3 protein-coding genes (1 of these 3 cut by a window edge) are annotated in these 20,090 nt (G+C 70.9%); all 3 read right to left on the bottom strand.

Translation table 11 applies throughout. From position 1 onward, the window contains the following. Tightly spaced (each overlapping or abutting the next), the 3 genes in view from SD37_RS43755 to SD37_RS16650 form a layout consistent with a single transcriptional unit that may run on beyond the window. Positions 1–13,549, bottom strand: partial view of a non-ribosomal peptide synthetase gene (locus SD37_RS43755; RefSeq protein WP_065912851.1) — the 5' portion only. It extends 7,469 nt beyond the left edge of the window; 13,549 of the gene's 21,018 nt are visible here — the first part of the coding sequence; the start codon lies at positions 13,547–13,549; the stop codon falls past the left edge of the window. Further along, positions 13,546–19,821 carry a non-ribosomal peptide synthetase gene (locus SD37_RS16655; protein WP_052674848.1) on the bottom strand — a complete coding sequence of 2,092 codons (6,276 nt, stop codon included), beginning with the start codon at positions 19,819–19,821 and terminating at the stop codon, positions 13,546–13,548. Before SD37_RS16655 ends, SD37_RS43755 begins: the two co-directional genes overlap by 4 nt. Continuing rightward, positions 19,818–20,090, bottom strand: coding sequence for an acyl carrier protein (locus SD37_RS16650; protein ID WP_044850635.1), 273 nt, complete (start codon positions 20,088–20,090; stop codon positions 19,818–19,820). Before SD37_RS16650 ends, SD37_RS16655 begins: the two co-directional genes overlap by 4 nt.

Below are 20,090 nucleotides of genomic sequence, written 5' to 3'. Positions count from 1 at the left end.
CGTCCAGAGCCTGGTCGGTCCGTCCCGCCACCGCGACGCCGATCGGGATGTCCGTGCCCGCCCCCAGGCGCGAGAGGGTCACGGCGAGCCCCGCCTGCAGCGCCATGAACACGGTCACGCCCTTGGCGCGCGCCAGCTCCGACAGCGCGCGGTGCAGGTCCGCCGGGATCTCGACCCCGGCCGGATGCCCGCGGCGCGAACTCTCCGCGGGCCGGGGCCGGTCGGCGGGCAGGTCCAGCTCCTCCGGTGCGCCGTCGAGCGCGTCGCGCCAGTACGCGATCTGCCGCGCCATGAGGTTCTCGCCGAGCAGTTCCCGTTGCCACAACGTGTAATCGGCGTACTGGACGGGGAGCGGCTTCCAGGCCGGGCTCCCACCGGCCAGCCGCGCCGCGTACGCCGTGGACAGGTCGTGGGCCAGGGGTTCCATCGACCAGCCGTCGCCCGCGATGTGGTGCACGACCAGGACGAAGACGTGTTCCTCCGGCGTCACCGGGAACAACGACGCCCGGATCGGCGGCTCGGCGGCGAGATCGAACGCGTGCCCGGCGGCTTCGGCGATCGCGTCGTCGAGCTCCCCGGCCGCCACCTCGGCCACGTTCAGCGCGAACGCGGACTCCTCCACCGGAAGCACGCACTGGTACGGCTCTCCCCCGGCGGTCCGGAACACGGTGCGCAGCACCTCGTGCCGCCCGACCACGTCGCGCAACGCCGCCGCGAAAGCCTCCCGGTCCAGCGGCCCGGTCAGGCGCAGCGCCACCGGGATGTTGTAGGTGGGACTCGGGCCCTCCAACCGGCCCAGGAACCACAACCGGCGCTGCGCGAACGACAACGGCATCGGTTCCGGCCGCTCCCGCGCCACCAGCGCCACCCGGCCCGGCTCGGTCACCTCGGTGAGCCGGGCCGCCAGGCGCGCGGGGGTCGGGGCGTCGAACAGCGTGCGCAACGGCACCTCGACCGACAGCGCCAGGCGCACTTGACTCACCAGCCGCATCGCCAGCAGCGAATGCCCGCCGAGAGCGAAGAAGTCGTCCTCCACCCCGACCGACGGCAGCGCCAGCGCTTCCGCGAAGGCCTGGCACAGCAGCTCTTCCGTGGCGTTCGCCGGCGCCCGGCCCGCACCGGCCCGGTACTCGGGCGCGGGCAAGGCCGTCCGGTCCACCTTCCCGTTGCCCGTCACCGGGAAACGGTCCAGTTCCACGAACGCCGACGGCACGAGATAGTCCGGCAAACGCTCGGACAGGTAGCTCCGCCATGGTTCGACGTCAGGGAAGTCCCGGGGTACCACGTAGCCGACGAGCCGCTTGTCACCGGGAACGTCTTCCCGGACGACGACCGCGGCCTGCGCGACCGCCGGATGCCCGGCGAGCACGGCCTCGACCTCCCCCGGCTCGACCCGGAAGCCGCGGATCTTCACCTGACCGTCCGCCCGGCCGACGAACGCCAGCCGTCCCTCGGCGTCCCACTTCACCCGGTCCCCCGTGCGGTACATCCGGCCACCCGCGCCGTCGAACGGGCAGGCCACGAACCGCTCGGCGGTCCACAAAGGACGATGGAGATAACCCCGCGAGACACCCGCTCCGGCCACGTACAGTTCGCCGGCCACGCCCACCGGGACCACGTCGAGAGCGTCGTCCAGCACGTAGACGCGGGTGTTGTCCAGCGGCCGTCCGATCGGCAGTACCCCGCCGACCTCGTCCGGGGTATCGCTCTCGTGCTGGGTGGCGCACAACGTCACCTCGGTCGGGCCGTACAACTGCCGCACGACCACCCCGGGATTCGACTCCAGCACCCGCCGCACCGAACCGGCGGGAACCACGTCACCACCCGTCAGCACCTCACGCAGACCGGCGAAGCAAGCCGCGTCCTCGTCGACGAGCACGCGCAGCAGACCCGCCGTCACGTGCACGTGCGTCAGGGCGTGGTCCGCGATCAGCCGCCGCAGCATGGTCGCGCCGACGCGTTCGTCCGGTGCCACCACCACCGTTCCACCGGACAACAACGGCACCCACAACTCGTACGACGACGCGTCGAAAGCGTGCGGTGCGTGGAACAACACCCGTGACGGCTCACCCCAGCAGCGATCCTTCGCCAACGCCACGACATCCCGGTGCGAGGCCACCACACCCTTCGGCACGCCGGTCGACCCCGACGTGTACATCACGTACGCCGCGGCGGCTTCCCGGACGACCGGCAGTACGCCTTGGTCCGTCCCGGCGTCCGCCCGCACTTCCGCGACACCGAGGTCCTGCCCCGCCATCGCCTCGCTCACCACCAGCAGGCAGGCACCCGAGTCCTTCAGCACCGAACGCGTCCGATCCGGCGGCCAGGCCGGGTCCAGCGGCAGGTACACCCCACCGGCCTTCAGTGCGGCGAGGGCGGCCACGACCAGCTCGGCGGACCGTTCCATCAGCACGGCGAACACCGGTTCCGGGCCGATCCCGCCACCGGCGAGCACCCGCGCGAGCCGGTCCGAACGCGCGTCCAGGTCGCGGTAAGTGAGTTCGCGGCCGGCCTCCACCACGGCGATCGCGTCCGGGTCCGCCGCGACGCACGCCGCGAAGACCTCCGGCAACGACCCGCCGGGACCAGGGACCGCGGTGTCGTTCCACTCCGCGAGGATCCGCTCCCGCTCGGCGGTACCCACCACGTCCACTGTGGACAAAGCGGTGCCCGGGGCCTGTTCCAGGGCGGTCGCTAGGCTCTCGGCGCACGTGAGCATGAGTTCGCCCGCCCAGGCCGGGTCGACCACGGTGGCGGCCTCCACCTCCAGCTCGAAACCGGTCCCGTCGTCGTCCACCGACACGACCATCGGATAGTTCGAGTAGTCCCGCACCAGCACCGGGGTCACACCGTCGAGCCCGCCGCCCGAGTCCTGCTCGGCGGACTGGTTGTGCCGGTAGTTGAACAGCGCGGTGAACAAGGGGCCCGTCCCGGTGACCCCACCGGCCCGTTGCGCCGTGGCGAGCGGGGTGTGTTCGTGGACCATCAGCTCGGCGAGCTGGCGGCGTACCGCCGTGAGGGCCTCGGCCACGCTCGGGCCGGCCAGGCGCACCCGCACCGGCAGCGTGTTGATGAACAGCCCCGGGGTGCGACCGGCGCCGGAGTTCATCCGTCCGAACAGGACGGTGCCGAACACGACGTCGTCCCGCCCGGACAACGTCCCGAGTACCCGCGCGAACGCCAGGTGGAACAGTGTCGCCGGACTCACCCCGAACGTCCGCGCCAGTGCGCGCAACCGCCCGGTCAGCGTGGCGTCCACCGGCAACCGGACCTGCGCTGAGCCGGTGCCGTCGCCGTAGACATTCGTGAGGCCGTAGGGAGCGGTGGTTTCGTCGACACCGGTGAGGAGCTGGGCGAAATAGCGTTCGTGGTCCTCTGTGGACGCTCCGCGCCGCGCCTGCGCGACGAAGTCACGGAAACGGGCGGGCGGCGGCATCCGGTCCGCCTGCCCGGAGAGGAACGCACGGAGTTCGTCGAGCAGCACGTCGAAGGTGGTGTGGTCCTGGATCAGGTGGTGGATGCGCAGCAGCACCAACCATCCGCCGTCCGGGGCCGCCAGCATCCACACCCGCAGGAGGGGCGCCCTGGTCAGGTCGATGGCGGATTCGCTCGCGGACAGCAACTGATCGACCGGATCCGGGCCCTGCGGGTCGAAGACGACCTCCTCGACCGGCAGCCAGGCGCGGCGGGTGACCACCTGTACCGGCTCCCGGAGCCCGTCGGACAGGACGGCGGTGCGGTAGATGTCGTGCCGGTCGATCGCCCAGCGCAACGCCCTCAGCAGGTCGTCCACCCGCTCCAGGCTGTCCACGGCCAGCACCGTCGGTGTCGCGTAGACGTCCGTGCCGTCCCGGCCGGACATCAGGTGGTGGAAGAAGATGCCTTCCTGCAACGGCGCCAGCGGATACACGTCCTGGATATTCGGCACGCCACCGGGAACCGCCGCGACCACGCGCGCGACCTCTTCCACGGTCAGATCGGCCAGCGGCAGCATCGCCGGTGTCAGCTCGGTGGCGCCGTCCGGGATCAGGTTCGGCGGTACGTCGGCCCGCTCGGCCCCGGCGGCCGCGGCCAGCCCGGCCGGGGTCGGCGTCAGGAACAGCGTCCGCACCGACACCGAAATCCCCCGCTGACGCAGCCATTCCACCAGTGACACCGCCAGCAGCGAATGCCCGCCGAGCGCGAAGAAGTCGTCATCGACACCGACTCGCTCCAGGCCCAGCACGTCCGCGAACGCGGCGCAGAGGGTCTCCTCCCGCGCGTTCACCGGCGCGCGACCGGCGCCCGCGAGGCCCGCGAAGTCGGGTGCGGGAAGTGCCTTGCGGTCGAGTTTCGCATTGTTCGTCAACGGAAACGCGTCGAGAGCGACGATCGCCGACGGCACCAGGTACGCGGGCAGCCGCTCGGCCAGAAAGGACCTTAAGTCCTCAATGGACACTGTGTCGGCCGGAATCACATAGCCGACCAGCCGAAGGTCGTTCGGAGTGTCTTCCCGGGCGATCACAACGGCCTGCTCGACGTCCGGATGCGTCAGCAGGACGCTTTCGATCTCACCCGGCTCCACCCGGAAACCACGGATCTTCACCTGGTCATCGGTACGCCCCAGGAACACCAACTCGCCGTCGGCGTTCCACCGCACCCGGTCCCCGGTGCGGTACATCCGCTGGCCGGGTTCGAACGGGCACGCCACGAACCGCTCGCCGGTCAGCCCCGCGCGGCCCGCGTATCCCCGCGCCAAACCGGTCCCGGACAGGTACAGCTCACCGCCCACCCCGGCCGGAACCGGCTCCAGCGCGTCGTCCAGGACGTAGGCCCGGGTATTGGCGATGGGGCGGCCGATCGGCACCGCGCCAGGGCCCGCGTACGGACGGCACCGCCACGCGGTCGCGTCGACAGTCACCTCGCTCGGGCCATAGGTGTTGAACATCGTGCGGCCGTCCGAAGTCCAGCGTTCGACCAGCTCCGGCGGACACGCCTCACCCCCGACATCCAGCACGAACGCCGGATCCAGCACGCCGTCAGGCATCGTCGCCACCACCGCGGGCGGCAACGACGCGTGCGTCACCCCGGCCTCGGTGAGGAACCCGGCCAGCTCGGCACCCAGCCGCCGCTCCGGCGGCACGATCACCAGCGCGGCCCCGGACAGGAGAGCCAACAGCCACTCTTCGCAGAAAAGGTCGAAACCCGACGACGCGAACTGGGCCACCCGAGATCCCGGGCCCACCCCGAAACGACCGTGGCTCGCCGACAGATTCACGCAACCCCGGTGGGTGACGACCACACCCTTCGGCGTCCCGGTCGACCCCGAGGTGTACACGACATACGCCGGATGTCCCGGTAGCAAAGGCGAAACCCGATCGGCGTTGGTCACCGGGCCGGCGTCGAATCCGGCGGCCTCGGCCACGTACCCGGGCGAATCCAGCACCAGCGCCGCCGAAGAATCCTCCAGCATGAACCGGATCCGCTCCGGCGGGAGGGCCGGATCGATCGCGAGGTAGGCGCCACCGGCCTTCAGCACCGCCAGGACCGCGACCATCAACTCCGGCGAACGGTCCAATACCAGAGCCACCACCGACTCCGGTCCCACTCCACCGGCGATCAGCTTCCGCGCCAGCCGATTCGCCCGAGCGTCGACTTCCCCATAGCTCAGCTCGGCACCCGCACCGACCAACGCCGTCGAGGTCGCGGAACGCACCACCTGCTCCGCGAACAGATCCGGCACCACACCGTCCGGCACCGCGACCGCCGTGTCATTGACCTCACGCAGCAGATCACTGAACTCGGGATCCACGACCGGCACGGTCGCGAGCCTGCGCTCCGGAGCCTCAACCAGCGCGATGACCAGGTTCTCGACACAGGCATGCAGCAACGCGCACACCCGCACCGGATCCACCGGCGCCACCGCCTCCACGACCAGATCGAAACCGGTGACGCCCTGGTCCACCGAGACGTCGAGCGGATAATTGGTGTGTTCCCGCACGGAAAGAACCTGGACACCGTCCATTTCGGACTCGCCGGTTCCGACGTCCTGAACGTGGCGGTAGTTGAAGATCGAGGTGAACAGCGGGCTGCCGGACAGGCCGCTGGCCGCCTGCGCCAACGCCAGTGGCGCGTGCTCGTGCACCATCAGGTCGGCGAGCTGATCACGCAGGCCGGTCAGCGCGCCGGCGACGGTCTGCCCGGCGAGGTCCACCCGGACCGGGAGCGTGTTGATGAACAAGCCCGACACCCGGTCCGCGGCGGCACCGGCGTTCATCCGTCCGAAGAGGACGGTTCCGAACACGACGTCGCCCCGGCCGGACACCGCCCCGAGCACGCGGGCCCACGCCAGGTGGAACACCGTCGCCGGGCTGACCCCGAGGGTCCGCGCCACGTCCCACACTCGGTCCGCCAGGCAGGCGTCCATGGCCAGCCTGCCTTCCGCTGCCGTAGTCCCGTCACCGAGTACGTCCGTGAGGCCGTACGGCGCGGTCGTCTCGGCGACGTCCGTCAGCAGCTCGGCGAAGTACCGCTCGTGGTCCTCGCGCGGCACCCCCAACCGCGCCTGTGCCACGAACTCGCGGAACGGGACCGGTGCGGGCAGGTTTCCGCCCTGTCCGGTCATGAACGCCCGCACCTCGTCGAGCAGGACGTCCGAGGCCGTGTGGTCCTGCACCAGGTGGTGGACGCGCACCAGCGCCAGCCATCCGCCGGTGTCTTCGTCCGCCGCGACGCGCACGTCCATCAGCGGAGCGCGGCCGAGGTCGAGCCGCCCGCCGTCCGCCGCGAGTACCCGGGCCGCGGATTCTTCGGCGACCGGCAGCTCCGCGTGGCGAACCACCACCTGCACCGGTTCCCGCATCCCCTCCCAGACGATCGCCGTGCGGTACACGTCGTTGCGCTTCACGACCTGTCGCAACGCGTCGAGGAAGGAGTCGAGACGGTCTCGCGAGTCGAAGTGCAGCACCGACGGGGTCACGTACACGTCGATGCCGTCGCTGCCTGCCAGCAGATGATGGAAGAAGATGCCTTCCTGCAACGGCGCCAGCGGATACACGTCCTGGATGTTCGGCGCCCCACCCGGAACCGCCTCGACCACCCGCGCGATCTCGGCCTCGGTCAGCTCGAGCAGTGTCACCATCTCGGGCCGCAACTCGGTGGCGCCGTCCGGAATCAGGTTCGGCGGGACCACCACTGGTTCCGGGCCCGCCACCGCGGCCAGCCCGGCCGGAGTCGGCATCGAGAAGAGCGTCCGCACCGACACCGACACGCCACGGCGTCGCAGCCATTCCACCAGCGACACCACGAGCAGCGAATGCCCGCCCAGCGCGAAGAAGTCGTCGTCGACACCGACTCGTTCCAAGCCCAGCACGTCCGCGAACGCGGCGCAGAGGATCTCCTCCCGCGCGTTCGCCGGTGCGCGGCCGGAACCGACGAGGCCCGCGAAGTCCGGAGCTGGCAGTGCCTTGCGATCGAGTTTCGCATTGGGGGTCAACGGAAACGCGTCAAGGGAGATGATCGCCGACGGCACCAGGTACGACGGCAGCCGCTCGGTCAGGAAGGCACCCACCTCCTCGACCGGCACGCCGCTACCCACGACATAGCCCGCCAGCCGGACATCGCCCGGTGTGTCTTCCCTGGCGATCACCACGGCCTGCTCGACGTCCGGATGCGTCAGTAGCACGCTTTCGATCTCTCCTGGCTCGACCCGGAAACCGCGGATCTTCACCTGATCGTCGGTACGCCCCAGGAACACCAGCTCACCCTCGGAGGTCCACCGCACCCGATCTCCCGTGCGATACATCCGCTGTCCTGCCTCGAACGGACAAGCCACGAACCGCTCGCCGGTCAGTCCCGCGCGGCCCGCATAGCCCCGCGCCAAACCGGCACCGGCCACGTACAGCTCACCGCCCACCCCGGCCGGGACGGGCTCCAGCGCGTCGTCCAGGACGTAGACCCGGGTGTTGGCGATCGGCCTGCCGATCGGCACCGGATCGCCGGGCTCGACGTCGGCTCCGCAGCGCCATACCGCCGCGTTCACCGTGGTTTCGGCCGGACCGTAACTGTTGAACATCAAGTGATCGGTGGCCCACCGCGAAACCAGCTCGGCGGGCAGCGCCTCTCCGCCCACGTCCAGCACGAAATCCGGGGGAAGGCTCGGCAACGTCGACACCGCGGCGGGCGGCAGCGTCGCATGCGTCACCCCGAACTCGGCCAAGAACCCCGCCAACTCCGCACCCAAACGCCGCTCCGGCGGCACAATCACCAACGCCGCCCCCGACAGCAACGCCAGCAACCACTCCTCACAGAACATGTCAAAACCCGACGACGCGAACTGCGCCACCCGAGACCCCGGACCCACCCCAAACCGACCATGACTCACCGACAAATTCACAAACCCACGATGAGAAACAACCACACCCTTCGGCACCCCAGTCGACCCCGACGTATACACCACATACGCCGGATGCCCCGGCAACAACGGCGCAATCCGGTCGATGTCGGTCACCGGGGCGACCGGGGAGGTGAAGGACGCTTTCACCTCATCCCACGCGACGAAAGCGCCCTTCACCGCATACGACGCAACGAAAGGCCCCTTCAGCCCCCCACCACCCACCACCACACCCGCGGCCGAATCCTCCACCAGAAACCGAACCCGCTCCCCCGGCAGATCCGGATCAATCCCCAAATACGCACCACCAGCTTTTAACACCGCCAAAACAGCGACCACCAACTCCGGCGAACGCTCCAGAACCACAGCCACCACCGACTCCGGCCCCACACCCGCCGCAATCAACCTCCGCGCCAACCGATTCGCCCAGGCGTCGACCTCGGCATAACTCAACTCGACACCGCCACCCACCAACGCCACCGAATCCGCACAACGCGCCACACACTCCGCGAACAAATCCGGCACCACCCCACCCGGCACCGCGACCGTGGTGTCATTGACCTCACGAAGCAGCTCGCTGAATTCGGGATCCAGGATCGACACCGTCGCGAGCCCCCGGTCCGGGGCATCCACCAGCGCGGTGATCAGGTTCCCGACACAGGCGTGCAGCAGCGCGCACACCCGCACCGGATCCACCGGCGCCACCGCCTCCACGACGAGGTCGAAGCCGGTGGGGCTCTGGTTCACGGAGATGTCGAGCGGGTAGTTCGTCGGGTCTTCCGCCCGCAGGGCCTCGACGCCTTCAATGCCGGTGCCCGTCTGTTCGACGTCCCGTCGGAGGTGCCGGTAGTTGAAGATCGAGGTGAACAAGGGGCCGCCGCCGGACAGGCCACTGGCGGCCTGCGCCAGCGTCAAGGGTGCGTGCTCGTGCACCATCAGGTCGGCGAGCTGGTCACGCATCCCGGTCAGCGCCTCGCCGACGGTCTGCCCGGCGGTCTTGACCCGGACCGGCAGCGTGTTCATGAACAGGCCGGGCACGCGGTCCGCGCCCGCGCTCGCGCGGCCCAGCAGCACCGTGCCGAACACGACGTCCTGGCGCTCGGACACGGACGCCAGTACCCGCGCCCACGCGACGTGGAAGAGCGTCGCGGGACTCACGCCCCGAGACCGCGCCACCTCCCGGATCCGCTCGGCCAGCTGGTCGTCCACCGGCAACCGGCCCCGCGTGATCCCCGCGCCGTCACCGTGCACGTCCAGCAACCCGTAGGGAGCGCAGGTCTCGGTCACGTCGCCCAGCAAGCCGGCGAAATGCCGTTCGTGGTCCTCGGCGGACATGCCCAGCCGGGCCTGCGCCACGAAGTCACGGAACGGCACGGGAGCCGGTAGCGCCCCGGCCCGTCCTTCCATGAACGCCTTGATCTCGTCCAGGACCACTTCCAGCGCGGTGTGGTCCTGGATCAAGTGATGCATGCGCAGCAAGGCCAGCCAGCCGTCACCGCTGGGATCGGGTGTGACACGGACGCTCAGCAGCGGTGCCCGGGCCAGCTCCATCCACCCGCCGTCGTCGAGGGGGCCTTCGGTGACCGGCAGTTCGGCGTGCCTCCACACCACCTGGACCGGCTCCGGCAGGCCTTCCCGGACGATCGCCGTGCGGTACACGTCGTGCCGGTCGACGACCCGCTGCAGGGCGTCGAGCAGCGCGGTCAGCCGGTCCCGGGTGTCCAGCCGCAGGGTGAACGGCATCGCGTAGACGTCGTCACCGTGCCGGTCGGCCATCAGGTGGTGGAAGAAGATGCCTTCCTGCAACGGCGCCAGCGGGTAGACGTCCTGCACGTTCGCCGCGCCGCCCGGAACGGTCGCCACGATGCGGGCGATCTCTTCGCCGGTCAGGTCGACCAGGGGCAGCATGTCCGGCGTGAGTTCCGTCGCGCCTTCGGGGATGAGATTGGCGGGCACCGGCACCGGCTCGGGCCCCGCGACGGCCGCCAGCGAGGCCGGGGTCGGCGTCACGAACAAGGCCCGCATCGACACCGAGACCCCGCGCTGCCGCAGCCATTCGACCACCGAGACCGCGAGCAGCGAATGGCCGCCGAGGGCGAAGAAGTCGTCGTCGACGCCGACGGCGGGGAGTTCCAGCACCTCGGCGAACGCCTGGCACAGCAGCTCCTCGCGCACGGTGCCGGGCGCGCGACCGGTACCGGACTCGTACTCGGGAGCGGGAAGTGCCGCGCGATCCACCTTGCCGTTGACGGTCAGGGGCAGGACGTCCAGCTCGATCAGTGCCGAGGGCACGAGGTAAGAGGGCAGGCGCTCGGCCACGTACTCGCGCGCGGTCTCGGCGACGGCCGCGCCCTGGACCTCGGGTACCAGGTAGCCGATCAGCCGTTTCCCGCCGGAGGTGTCCTCTTGGACGATGACCGCGGCCTGCGCGATCGCCGGATGCCCGGCGAGCACGGCCTCGACTTCGGCGGGCTCGACCCGGAACCCGCGGATCTTCACCTGCTCGTCCGCCCGGCCGGCGAACACCAGACGGCCGTCCGGGGACCAGCGGACCAGATCACCCGTGCGGTACATCCGCTCGCCCGCGCCACCGAAGGGACACGCCACGAACCGCTCGGCAGTCCATAGTGGACGGTTCAGGTAACCCCGCGCCACACCGGTTCCGGCCACGTACAGCTCACCGGCGACCCCCACCGGGACCGGGCACAATCCCTCGTCGAGCACGTACACGCGGGTGTTGTCGAGTGGCCGCCCGATCGGCAGCACCCCGCCGACCTCGTCCGGGGCACCGCTCTCGTGCTGCGTGGCGCACAACGTCACCTCGGTCGGCCCGTACAACTGCCGCACCACCACCCCGGGATTGGCCTCCAGCACCCGTCGCACCGAACCGGCCGGAACCACGTCACCACCCGTCAGCACCTCACGCAGTCCGGAAAAGCACTCCGGATCCCGGTCCGCCAGCACCCGGAACAGACCGGCCGTCACGTGCGCGTGCGACAGGGCATGCCCGGTGATCAAGCGGCGCAGCACGGCGGCGTCCATCCGCTCGACGGGCGCCACGACGACCGTGCCGCCCGACAGCAAGGGCACCCACAACTCGTACGACGACGCGTCAAAGGCGTGCGGTGCGTGGAACAACACCCGCGGCGTCACACCCCAGCAACGATCCATCGCCAGACGCACCACATCCCGATGCGTCGCCACCACGCCCTTCGGCACCCCGGTCGACCCCGACGTGTACATCACGTACGCCGCGGCCGCGGGCAGGATCATGTCCGGCAGCTCCGCGGCCGCGTCCGCCTCGGCGTCCGCCCGGATCACGGCGATCCCCAGGTCGGCCGAGGTGGTCGCCTCGTGCGTCACCAGCACCCCGGCGCCCGCGTCTTCGAGGACCACCCGCATCCGGGCTTCCGGCCAGCCCGCATCGAGCGGGACGAAGGCGGCACCGGTCTTGAGGATCGCCAGCAACGCCACCACCAGGTCGGCCGAGCGCTCCATCAGCACCGCGACCGGCGAGTCCGGCCCCGCCCCGGCGGCCACCAGCGTCCGCGCGAGCCGGCCGGAACGCGCGTCGAGTTCTCCGTAGGTGTATTCGCCGCCGTCCCACGCGACCGCCGTCGCGGCCGGATCCGCCGTCACCTGTCCGGCGAACGCCTCCGGTATCGAGATGTCCGAAGTGGACACTTCCGTCGCGTTCCACTCCTCCACCAGCCGGGCACGTTCGGCGGCGTCCGGGAGCTCCACCGCATCGACGGGCAGGTCCGGGTTCGCGGCCATGGCCGTCAGCACCCGCACCAGATAGCCCGCGATCCGGGCCACCGTGCGCGCGTCGAACAGGTCGGCCGAGCCGGTGACCACACCGCGGATCCCCGCCGGGGCACCCGTTTCGTCGAAGACCTCGCCCAGGTTCACCTCCAGATCGAATTTGGCCGTCGTCCGGCCGATCGAGAGCACCTCGGCACGCAGGCCCGGGACCTCGGGGGCGGCGCCGTCGTCCAGCGGTGCCAGGACGACCTGGAACAGGGGGTGACGGGCGAGCGCGCGGACGGGGGCAAGTTCCTCGACGAGCCGCTCGAACGGCACGTCCTGGTGGGCGAAGGCGCGCACCGCGGTGGCGCGCACGCGGTCGATCACCTCGCCGAACGTCGGCTTGCCGGACAGATCGGCCCGGACCACCAGGGTGTTGACGAAGAAGCCGATCAGATCGTCGAGGGCCTCGTCGGAACGACCGGCGATCGGGGTGCCGAGGGGGATGTCGTGCCCCGCGCCGAGCCGGGACAGCGTCACCGCGAGCCCGGCCTGGAGCAGCATCGGCAGCGTGGCACGGCGTCCGCGGGCCAGCGCGACGAGTTCGCCGTGCACCGCCGCCGGCACGCCGACCCCGATCGCGTGCCCGCGATGGGACGGTTCCACCGGACGCGGGCGATCGGCGGGGAGGTTCAGCTCCTCGGGGACGCCGGCCAGCTCGTCGCGCCAATAGCCGATCTGCCGCGACAGCAGGCTTTCCGGATCGTTCTCCGAGCCGAGCAGTTCCCGCTGCCACAGCGTGTAGTCGGCGTACTGCACGGGCAGCTCCGCCCACTCCGGTTCCCTGCCCGCTAGCCGTGCCGTGCAGGCGGCGGCGAGGTCCCGTGCGAACGGGCCCGCCGACCAGCCGTCGGTGGCGATGTGGTGGACGACCACCACGAGCACATGCGATTCCGGGGCCCGCGCGAACAACCAGGCACGCACCGGGATCTCGGCGGACAGGTCGAACGGGTGGGCCGCCACCCGGGCCACCGCGCCCGGCAGCTCACTCGCGTCGATCTCCGCACCGGGCGGCTCGGCGGCCGCCTCGACCGACGGCAGCTCCGCGGGCTGACCCCATTCCAGGTCCCGCAAAGACGGGATACCCGGGTGCACGGCCGGATCCCCGGTTCCCGTCACGCACACCACCGGCAGATCCCAGGACAGCTCACCGGGTTCCACGATCCGCTGGCGCGGCCCACCGTCCACCTCGGGGAAGACCGTGCGCAGCGCCTCGTGGCGGATGATCACGTCACGCAGCGCGGCGGCCAGTGCCGCCCGGTCCAGCGGTCCGGTCAGGTGCAGGATCGTCGGGCTGTTGTAGGTGGCGCCCGCTCCTTCGATCCGCCACTGCAACCACAACCGCTGTTGTGCGAACGACGCGGGAATCATCGGCCTCTCCTCGAGTGACGCATCCGCCGCAGCGCGGGCCTGACCCGTTCGGTCCGGTCGCCGTGCTCGGCGAGCCAGGCGGCGAGCCCGGCCGGGGTGGGAGTCGCGAACAGTTCCTCGATCGGCAGTTCCGTCCCCAGCGACGCGCGGACCCGGGCGACGAGCCTGGTGGCGAGCAGGGAATGGCCGCCGAGCAGGAAGAAGTCGTCCTCCGCGCCGACCTCGGGTACGGCCAGGGTCTCGGCGAAGGCCGCGCACAGGGCCGCTTCGCGCTCGTTCGCGGGACCCCGGCTCCTGCGGCGGGCCGCCGCGTAATCCGGTGCGGGCAACGCGGCGACGTCGACCTTGCCGTTGGGGGTGCTCGGCAAGGCGTCGAGCACCGTGACGGCCGACGGGCACAGGTAACCGGGGAGCCGCGCCGCGACGTGCGCGCGGACCTTCGCGGCGATCTCCCCGGCGGTGCCGGTGTCCTTGGCGTCCCGGGTGGGCACGACGTAGCCGACCAGCCGCAGGTCGCCCGGCAGGTCCTCCCGTGCCGTCACGACGGCCTGGGCGACCGCCGGATGCCCGGCGAGCACGGCCTGGACCTCCCCCGGCTCGACCCGGTGGCCGCGGATCTGGACCTGGTCGTCCACCCGCCCGGCGAACACCAGATCGCCGTCGCCGGTCCGGTGTGCCCTGTCCCCCGTGCGGTACATCCGGGCGCCCGGAGCACCGTAGGGGCAGGCCACGAAACGCTCACTCGTCAGGCCCGGACGGCGCGCGTAACCCCGCGCCAACTGGGCCCCGGCCACGTACAACTCACCCACGACACCCGCGGGTACCGGGCGCAACCCTTCGTCCAGCACATACACCGACAAACCAGGGAGACCCCGGCCGATCACACTTCCCTCGGTCTCCCGGGCGACGTCGAAATGTGTCACGTGCACCGTGGTCTCGGTGATCCCGTACATGTTCACCAAGCGGGGACCGGAATCGCCGAACCGTGCCCACCATTCCGTCAACCGCGTGGGCTCCAGCGCTTCCCCGCCGAAGACCACCGTCCGCAGTCCGCCCAGACCACCGATTCCGAATTCGTTGTCCAGCAACGAAAAGAACGCCGATGGCGTCTGACTGAGCATCGTGACCCGTTCGCGCTCCAGCAACTCCGCGAACTCCCGCGGCGACCGCGACACCTCGAACGGCACCACCACGACACGCCCGCCATGCAGCAACGCACCCCAGATCTCCCACACCGAGAAATCGAACGCGAACGAATGGAACCACGACCACACCTCACCGGACCCGAACAAATCCCTGGTCGCCGCGAACAACGCCACCACATTCCGATGCGGAACCACCACACCCTTCGGCATCCCCGTCGAACCCGACGTATAAATCACATACGCCGCATGAGACGGCACCACAGACACGGCCGGACCGACCTCCGACAGTGCCCCGTCCACCACCACAACCGGAACACCCTCAGGCACCACCGAAACACAGTCCGCCGTCGCGACCACACACGCCGCGGCCGCGTCCGCCAGTACGAATCCCCTCCGCTCCGCCGGAGCGTCCGGATCCACCGGCACATACGCAGCCCCGGCCTTGAGCACCCCCAGCAGTGACACCACCAGCTCGGCCGACCGCCGAGCGACCACACCCACCACGGACTCCGGGCCGACACCCCGAGCCACCAACCGATGGGCCAAGGCATTCGCGCGTGCGTCCAACTCCGCATACGACAACCCGACATCGCCCGCCGTGACAGCGATCGCGTCCGGCGTCCTCGCCACCTGCGCCTCGAAAAGCTGGGGCAGCGTCGCCTCGGCTGTTTCCGGGGCCTCGTCGTGGACCTCGTCCAGCAGCCATCGGCGTTCTCCGGGAGACAGCAGGTCGAGAGCACCCACCCGCCGTCCGGGATCCTCGGCCACCTGCTCCAGCAGCCGGGTCAGCCGGTCCACCAGCGTCCGAACCGTTGCGGCGTCGAAGAGATCGGTGGCGTACTCGACTGTCCCTTCGACACCGGCGGGCGCGCCGTCGTCCCCGTAGCGATCGGCAAGGCCGAACATCAGGTCGAACCGGGCCGTGCCGGTGCCGAGTGGTTCCGGCCGGGTTTCGAGGCCCGGTAGCTCGAAGGTCGCGAACTCCGCCTCCTGCAGGGTCAGGCCGACCTGGAAGAGGGGGTGGTGTGCCGGGGAGCGTTCGGGATTGAGCACCTCCACCAGGTGTTCGAACGGGACGTCCTGGTTGTCGTACGCGGCCAGGTCCGTTTCCCGGACCTGCAGAAGGAGGTCGTGGAAGGTCGGATCGCCGGAGACGTCGGCGCGCAGCACCAGCGTGTTGACGAAGCAGCCGACCAGGTCGTCCAGTGCCGCGTCGTGACGGCCGGCGATCGGTGCTCCCAGCGGGATGTCGTCCCCCGCGCCGAGCCCGGCCAGCAGCGCGGCCAAGGCCGCGTGCACCACCATGAACAGGGTGGCCCCGCGTTCACTGGCGAGGTCCATCAGATCCCGGTGCAGGGCGGGCGTCAGCCGGAACGACAGCAGGTCCCCACGCTGGGTCGCCACGGCCGGACGCGGCCGGTCGGTGGGCAGCCTCAGCCGCACCGGCAGTCCGGCCAGCCGCTCCCGCCAGTAGCCCAGCTGGCGGCCGAGCACACTCTCCGGATCGTCTTCCCGGCCCAGGAAGGTGTGCTGCCACACCGTGTAGTCCGCATACCGCACCGGCGGTCCCGGCAACCGCGGCGCCTCGCCCTGGCTCCTGGCGGCGTACGCGGCGGCGAGGTCACGCGCCAGCGGCCGCGTCGACCAGGCGTCGCCCGCGATGTGGTGGACGACCAGGACCAGCAGCTGCTCGTCCGGCCCCACCGCGAACAATTCGGCCCACAGCGGCAATTCCGTGGCCAGGTCGAACACGTGACGAGCGGCCGACGCCCACTGCTCCGGACCGCCGCCCTCGTGCACCACCAGCCGCGGCCGGGCCTCGCCGGGGCCGAGGATCCGCTGGACCGCCATGCCATCCGCTTCGGGGAACACGGTGCGCAAGGCCTCGTGCCTCGCGACCACGTCGGCCAGCGCCGCCTCGAGGGCCGCGGCGTCCAGCGCGCCGGTGATCCGCAGTCCCAGTGGAGCGTTGTAGGTCGCCGACCGGCCCTGCATCCGGTGCAGGAACCACAAGCGCCGCTGTGCCGGGGAAAGGGGCACGGGCTCCTGACGCGGCACCGCGCGCAACGGCGGGCGGGCGGCGGCGTGGCCGTCCAGTCCGGCGGCCAGCTCCGCCATCGTGGGTGCCCGGAACAGGGTCCGCATCGGCACTTCCAGGCCGAGAGTGGCCCGGATGCGGCCGATCAGCCGGGTGGCGGCCAGCGAATGCCCGCCCAGTGCGAAGAAATCGTCGTCGACACCCACCTTCGCCAGCCCGAGCACCTCGGCGAACAGCCGGCAGAGAATCGCCTCCCGCGGGGAGCGGGGCGCGCGGTCCGACACCACCACCGCAGGCACCGGCAAAGCCCGGCGATTCACCTTTCCGCTGGGAGACAACGGAATCTCCGCAAGCACCTGCACCGCCGAGGGCACCATGTGGTCCGGCAGCACCCGCGCGGTGAACCGGCGCAGCTCCGGCGCGTCCACCTCCGCCCCGGCCGACGGCACCACGTAGGCGATCAGCCGCGCGCGATCGCCCGGTTCGTCGGTGGCCACCACGACCGCCCGAGCGACCGCCGGATGCCGGGCCAGCACCGCCTCGATCTCGCCGGGCTCGACCCGGTATCCGCGGATCTTGATCTGCTCGTCGACGCGGCCGAAGAACTCCAGGACCCCGTCCGCGGTCCACCGCGCCAGATCGCCCGTCCGGTACATCCGTCCCGCCGCGCCGTCGAACGGGCAGGCCACGAACCGTTCCGCGGTGAGTCCCGGACGGCCCGCGTAACCCCGCGCCAGCCCCGCTCCGGCCACGTACAGCTCGCCCAGCACTCCCGGTGGGGCCAGGCCCAGCGCGTCGTCCAGCACATAGAGCCGGGTGTTGGCGATCGGCCTGCCGATCGGCACCGCGTCGTCCACCGGATGCCCGGCGGTCAGCTCGAACACACAACAGCCGACCACCGTCTCGGTCGGCCCGTACTCGTTGACCACGACCGTGCCCGGGGCGGCCGCCAGCCAGTCCCGTACGTCGGCGCCGGGGAGCGCCGCTCCGCCCACCACCAGCCGCCGCGCCGACGCCCGCCCGTCCGCCGTCAGCGTTTCGGCCAGCAAGGGCAGGTGCCCCGGCACCACCTTCACCAGCCCGAACCCGTCGTCCCCGGCGGCCCGCATCAGCTCGGCCAGTCCCTCGGGGCCGCCTTCGGTACTGATCACCACCGTGCCGCCGCATACGAGCGGCGCCAGCACGCTGGTCACCGTGAGATCGAACGCGAGCGACGAGTGCAGCGGAACCCGGTCCCCCGTACCGATCCGGTAGAACTCGACCGCCCACGCGAGGTAGTTCGCCAGCCCCGCGTGAGTGACCGCGACGCCCTTCGGCACGCCCGTCGAACCGGACGTGTACATCACGTACGCCAGCTGGCCGGGCACTACGGCCGGCGCGGGTGCCCGGGATTCCCCGTGGCCGGAGACGCCACCGGGCCCGATCACCACGGTGGCACCGCTGTCGGCGCGCGTGAACTCCGAGCGTTCGGCGGGATGGTCCGGGTCGATCGGCACGTACGCCGCCCCGGCCAGCCAGGTCGCCAGGATCGCGGCGAGCAGCTCGGGTCCGCGTGGCAGGCAGACGGCGACCACCGACTCGGTGCCGACGCCGCGCTCCACGAGCGAGCCAGCCAGTACGTGTGCGCGGTCGGCCAGCTCGCGATAGGTGAGTTCCGCCTCGCCGCACACCACCGCCACCGCGTCCGGGGTGCGCGCGACGTGCTCCTGGAAGCGGTCGAGCGCCGTCGCATCGGTGTCCCCGGTGCCGGTGTGGTTCCAGTCCACCAGCAGACGTCGCCGTTCGTCGTCGCCGAGGACGTCGATCCGGTCCAGGCGCTCGGCAGGCGACGCGGCCGCCAAGCGATTCAGCGTCCGGCGGAACCTGCGCGCGATCTCCGGTCCCGCCGCCGGATCGTGCAGCGCGGGATTCAGCTCGACGAGCAGCTGGACACCACCGCCCATCGCACGCTCGAAGACGTCGATGCCCAGATCCTCGACAGGCCCGCTCGACAGGCCGGCCCGGGTGGCGACGGCGTCGGCGAAGCGCAGTGGACGGCCGAGGGACATCACGTTGACGCTCAGGGATCGCAGTGATCCCCGGCCGACGAGGCCGCGGTCGGCGAGGATCTTCCCGTACGGGTACCGCTGATGGCGCAGGCAGTCGAACACCGCGCGCGAGGTCTGCCGGACGAAGGCGCCGACGGTGCCGCCGCGCGGGATCGCCAGCCGCAGCGGCACCACATTGGACGTCATCCCCGGGATCCCGAGTTCCCGTGGGGTGATCCGCCCGCTGACCGGCAGCCCGAGGACGACGTCGCGATCCCCCGTCGTCCGCTGCCGGTACAGAGCGGCCGCGGACAGCACCAGCCCGGCGAAGCTCGTCCGCAGCCCCCGTGCCGCCGCCTTCAGCCGGGCGGCTTCGTCCGCGTCGATCTCCTCGGCCCACAGGACCGGGCGCCCAGGCAGGTCCCGGGTCCGGTCCGTCCCGGTGGGATCCGGCAGATCCGACAGCGCGTCGAGCCAGAAACGCCGGTCCCGTGCGGAATCGGCGGAATCGCGGTAGGCGCGATCGGCGTCGAGGAGGATCGAAAGTGGCTTCAGAACACCGTTTTCCGGTTCCCGGCCGGCGGCGAGTGCCGTGTAGACGTCCGCGACACGGGCCGCGAACGTCGAAAGGCTCGTCCCGTCGAGGACGAGGTGGTGCACGCGCTGGTACCAGACGACCCGGTCCGGCCCGAGCCGGAACACGGCATGGGCGGACGGCGGGCCCGCGAAGAGATCCACCGGCCGGTCCAGATCGGCCGCCATCCATTCTTCGGCCGCCCCAAGGGGATCCGGCGAGGCACTGAGATCCGCCACGTGGATCCGGTGCTCCATCGAGGCGTCGAGGTATTGCCGGGGTGTCCCGTCCTCCAGCCGGAACCGGAGCTGATAAGTCTGGGCCTCCGCCAGGGTCCGGCGCAAGGCCGCGACGAGCAGGGCGACGTCCACCTCGCCGCGGATCTCCAGGTACTCGGCGATGTTGTAGGCCGGGCTCTCCGGCGCGAGTCGCTGGGAGTACCAGATGCCGAGCTGACCCGAGGTCAGCGGGAGGTCCAGACCACTCATACAGCGGCCAGCTTGGCGAGATGGGTGGTGAGCGCGGCGACGGTGTCGACGTCCCAGAGCAGGATGGGCTCGACGAGCAGGCCGAGCGTGTCCTCGATGTCCCCGCACAACGCGAAGGCGTACACCGAATCCAGCCCGTATTGCGCCAGCGGGACATCGGCTTCGATCTCCTCGGCGGGAATCATGGCGTAATGCGCCACGCGCTCGACGAGCCACGGCTGGATCTTCTCGGCGGTAAGGGGGGTGGCGGTCAGATCGGCATCGGACAC

This window comes from Amycolatopsis orientalis (assembly GCF_000943515.2).
Taxonomy (GTDB): Bacteria; Actinomycetota; Actinomycetes; order Mycobacteriales; family Pseudonocardiaceae; genus Amycolatopsis; species Amycolatopsis orientalis.
This window is presented reverse-complemented; position numbering and strand designations above follow the sequence as displayed.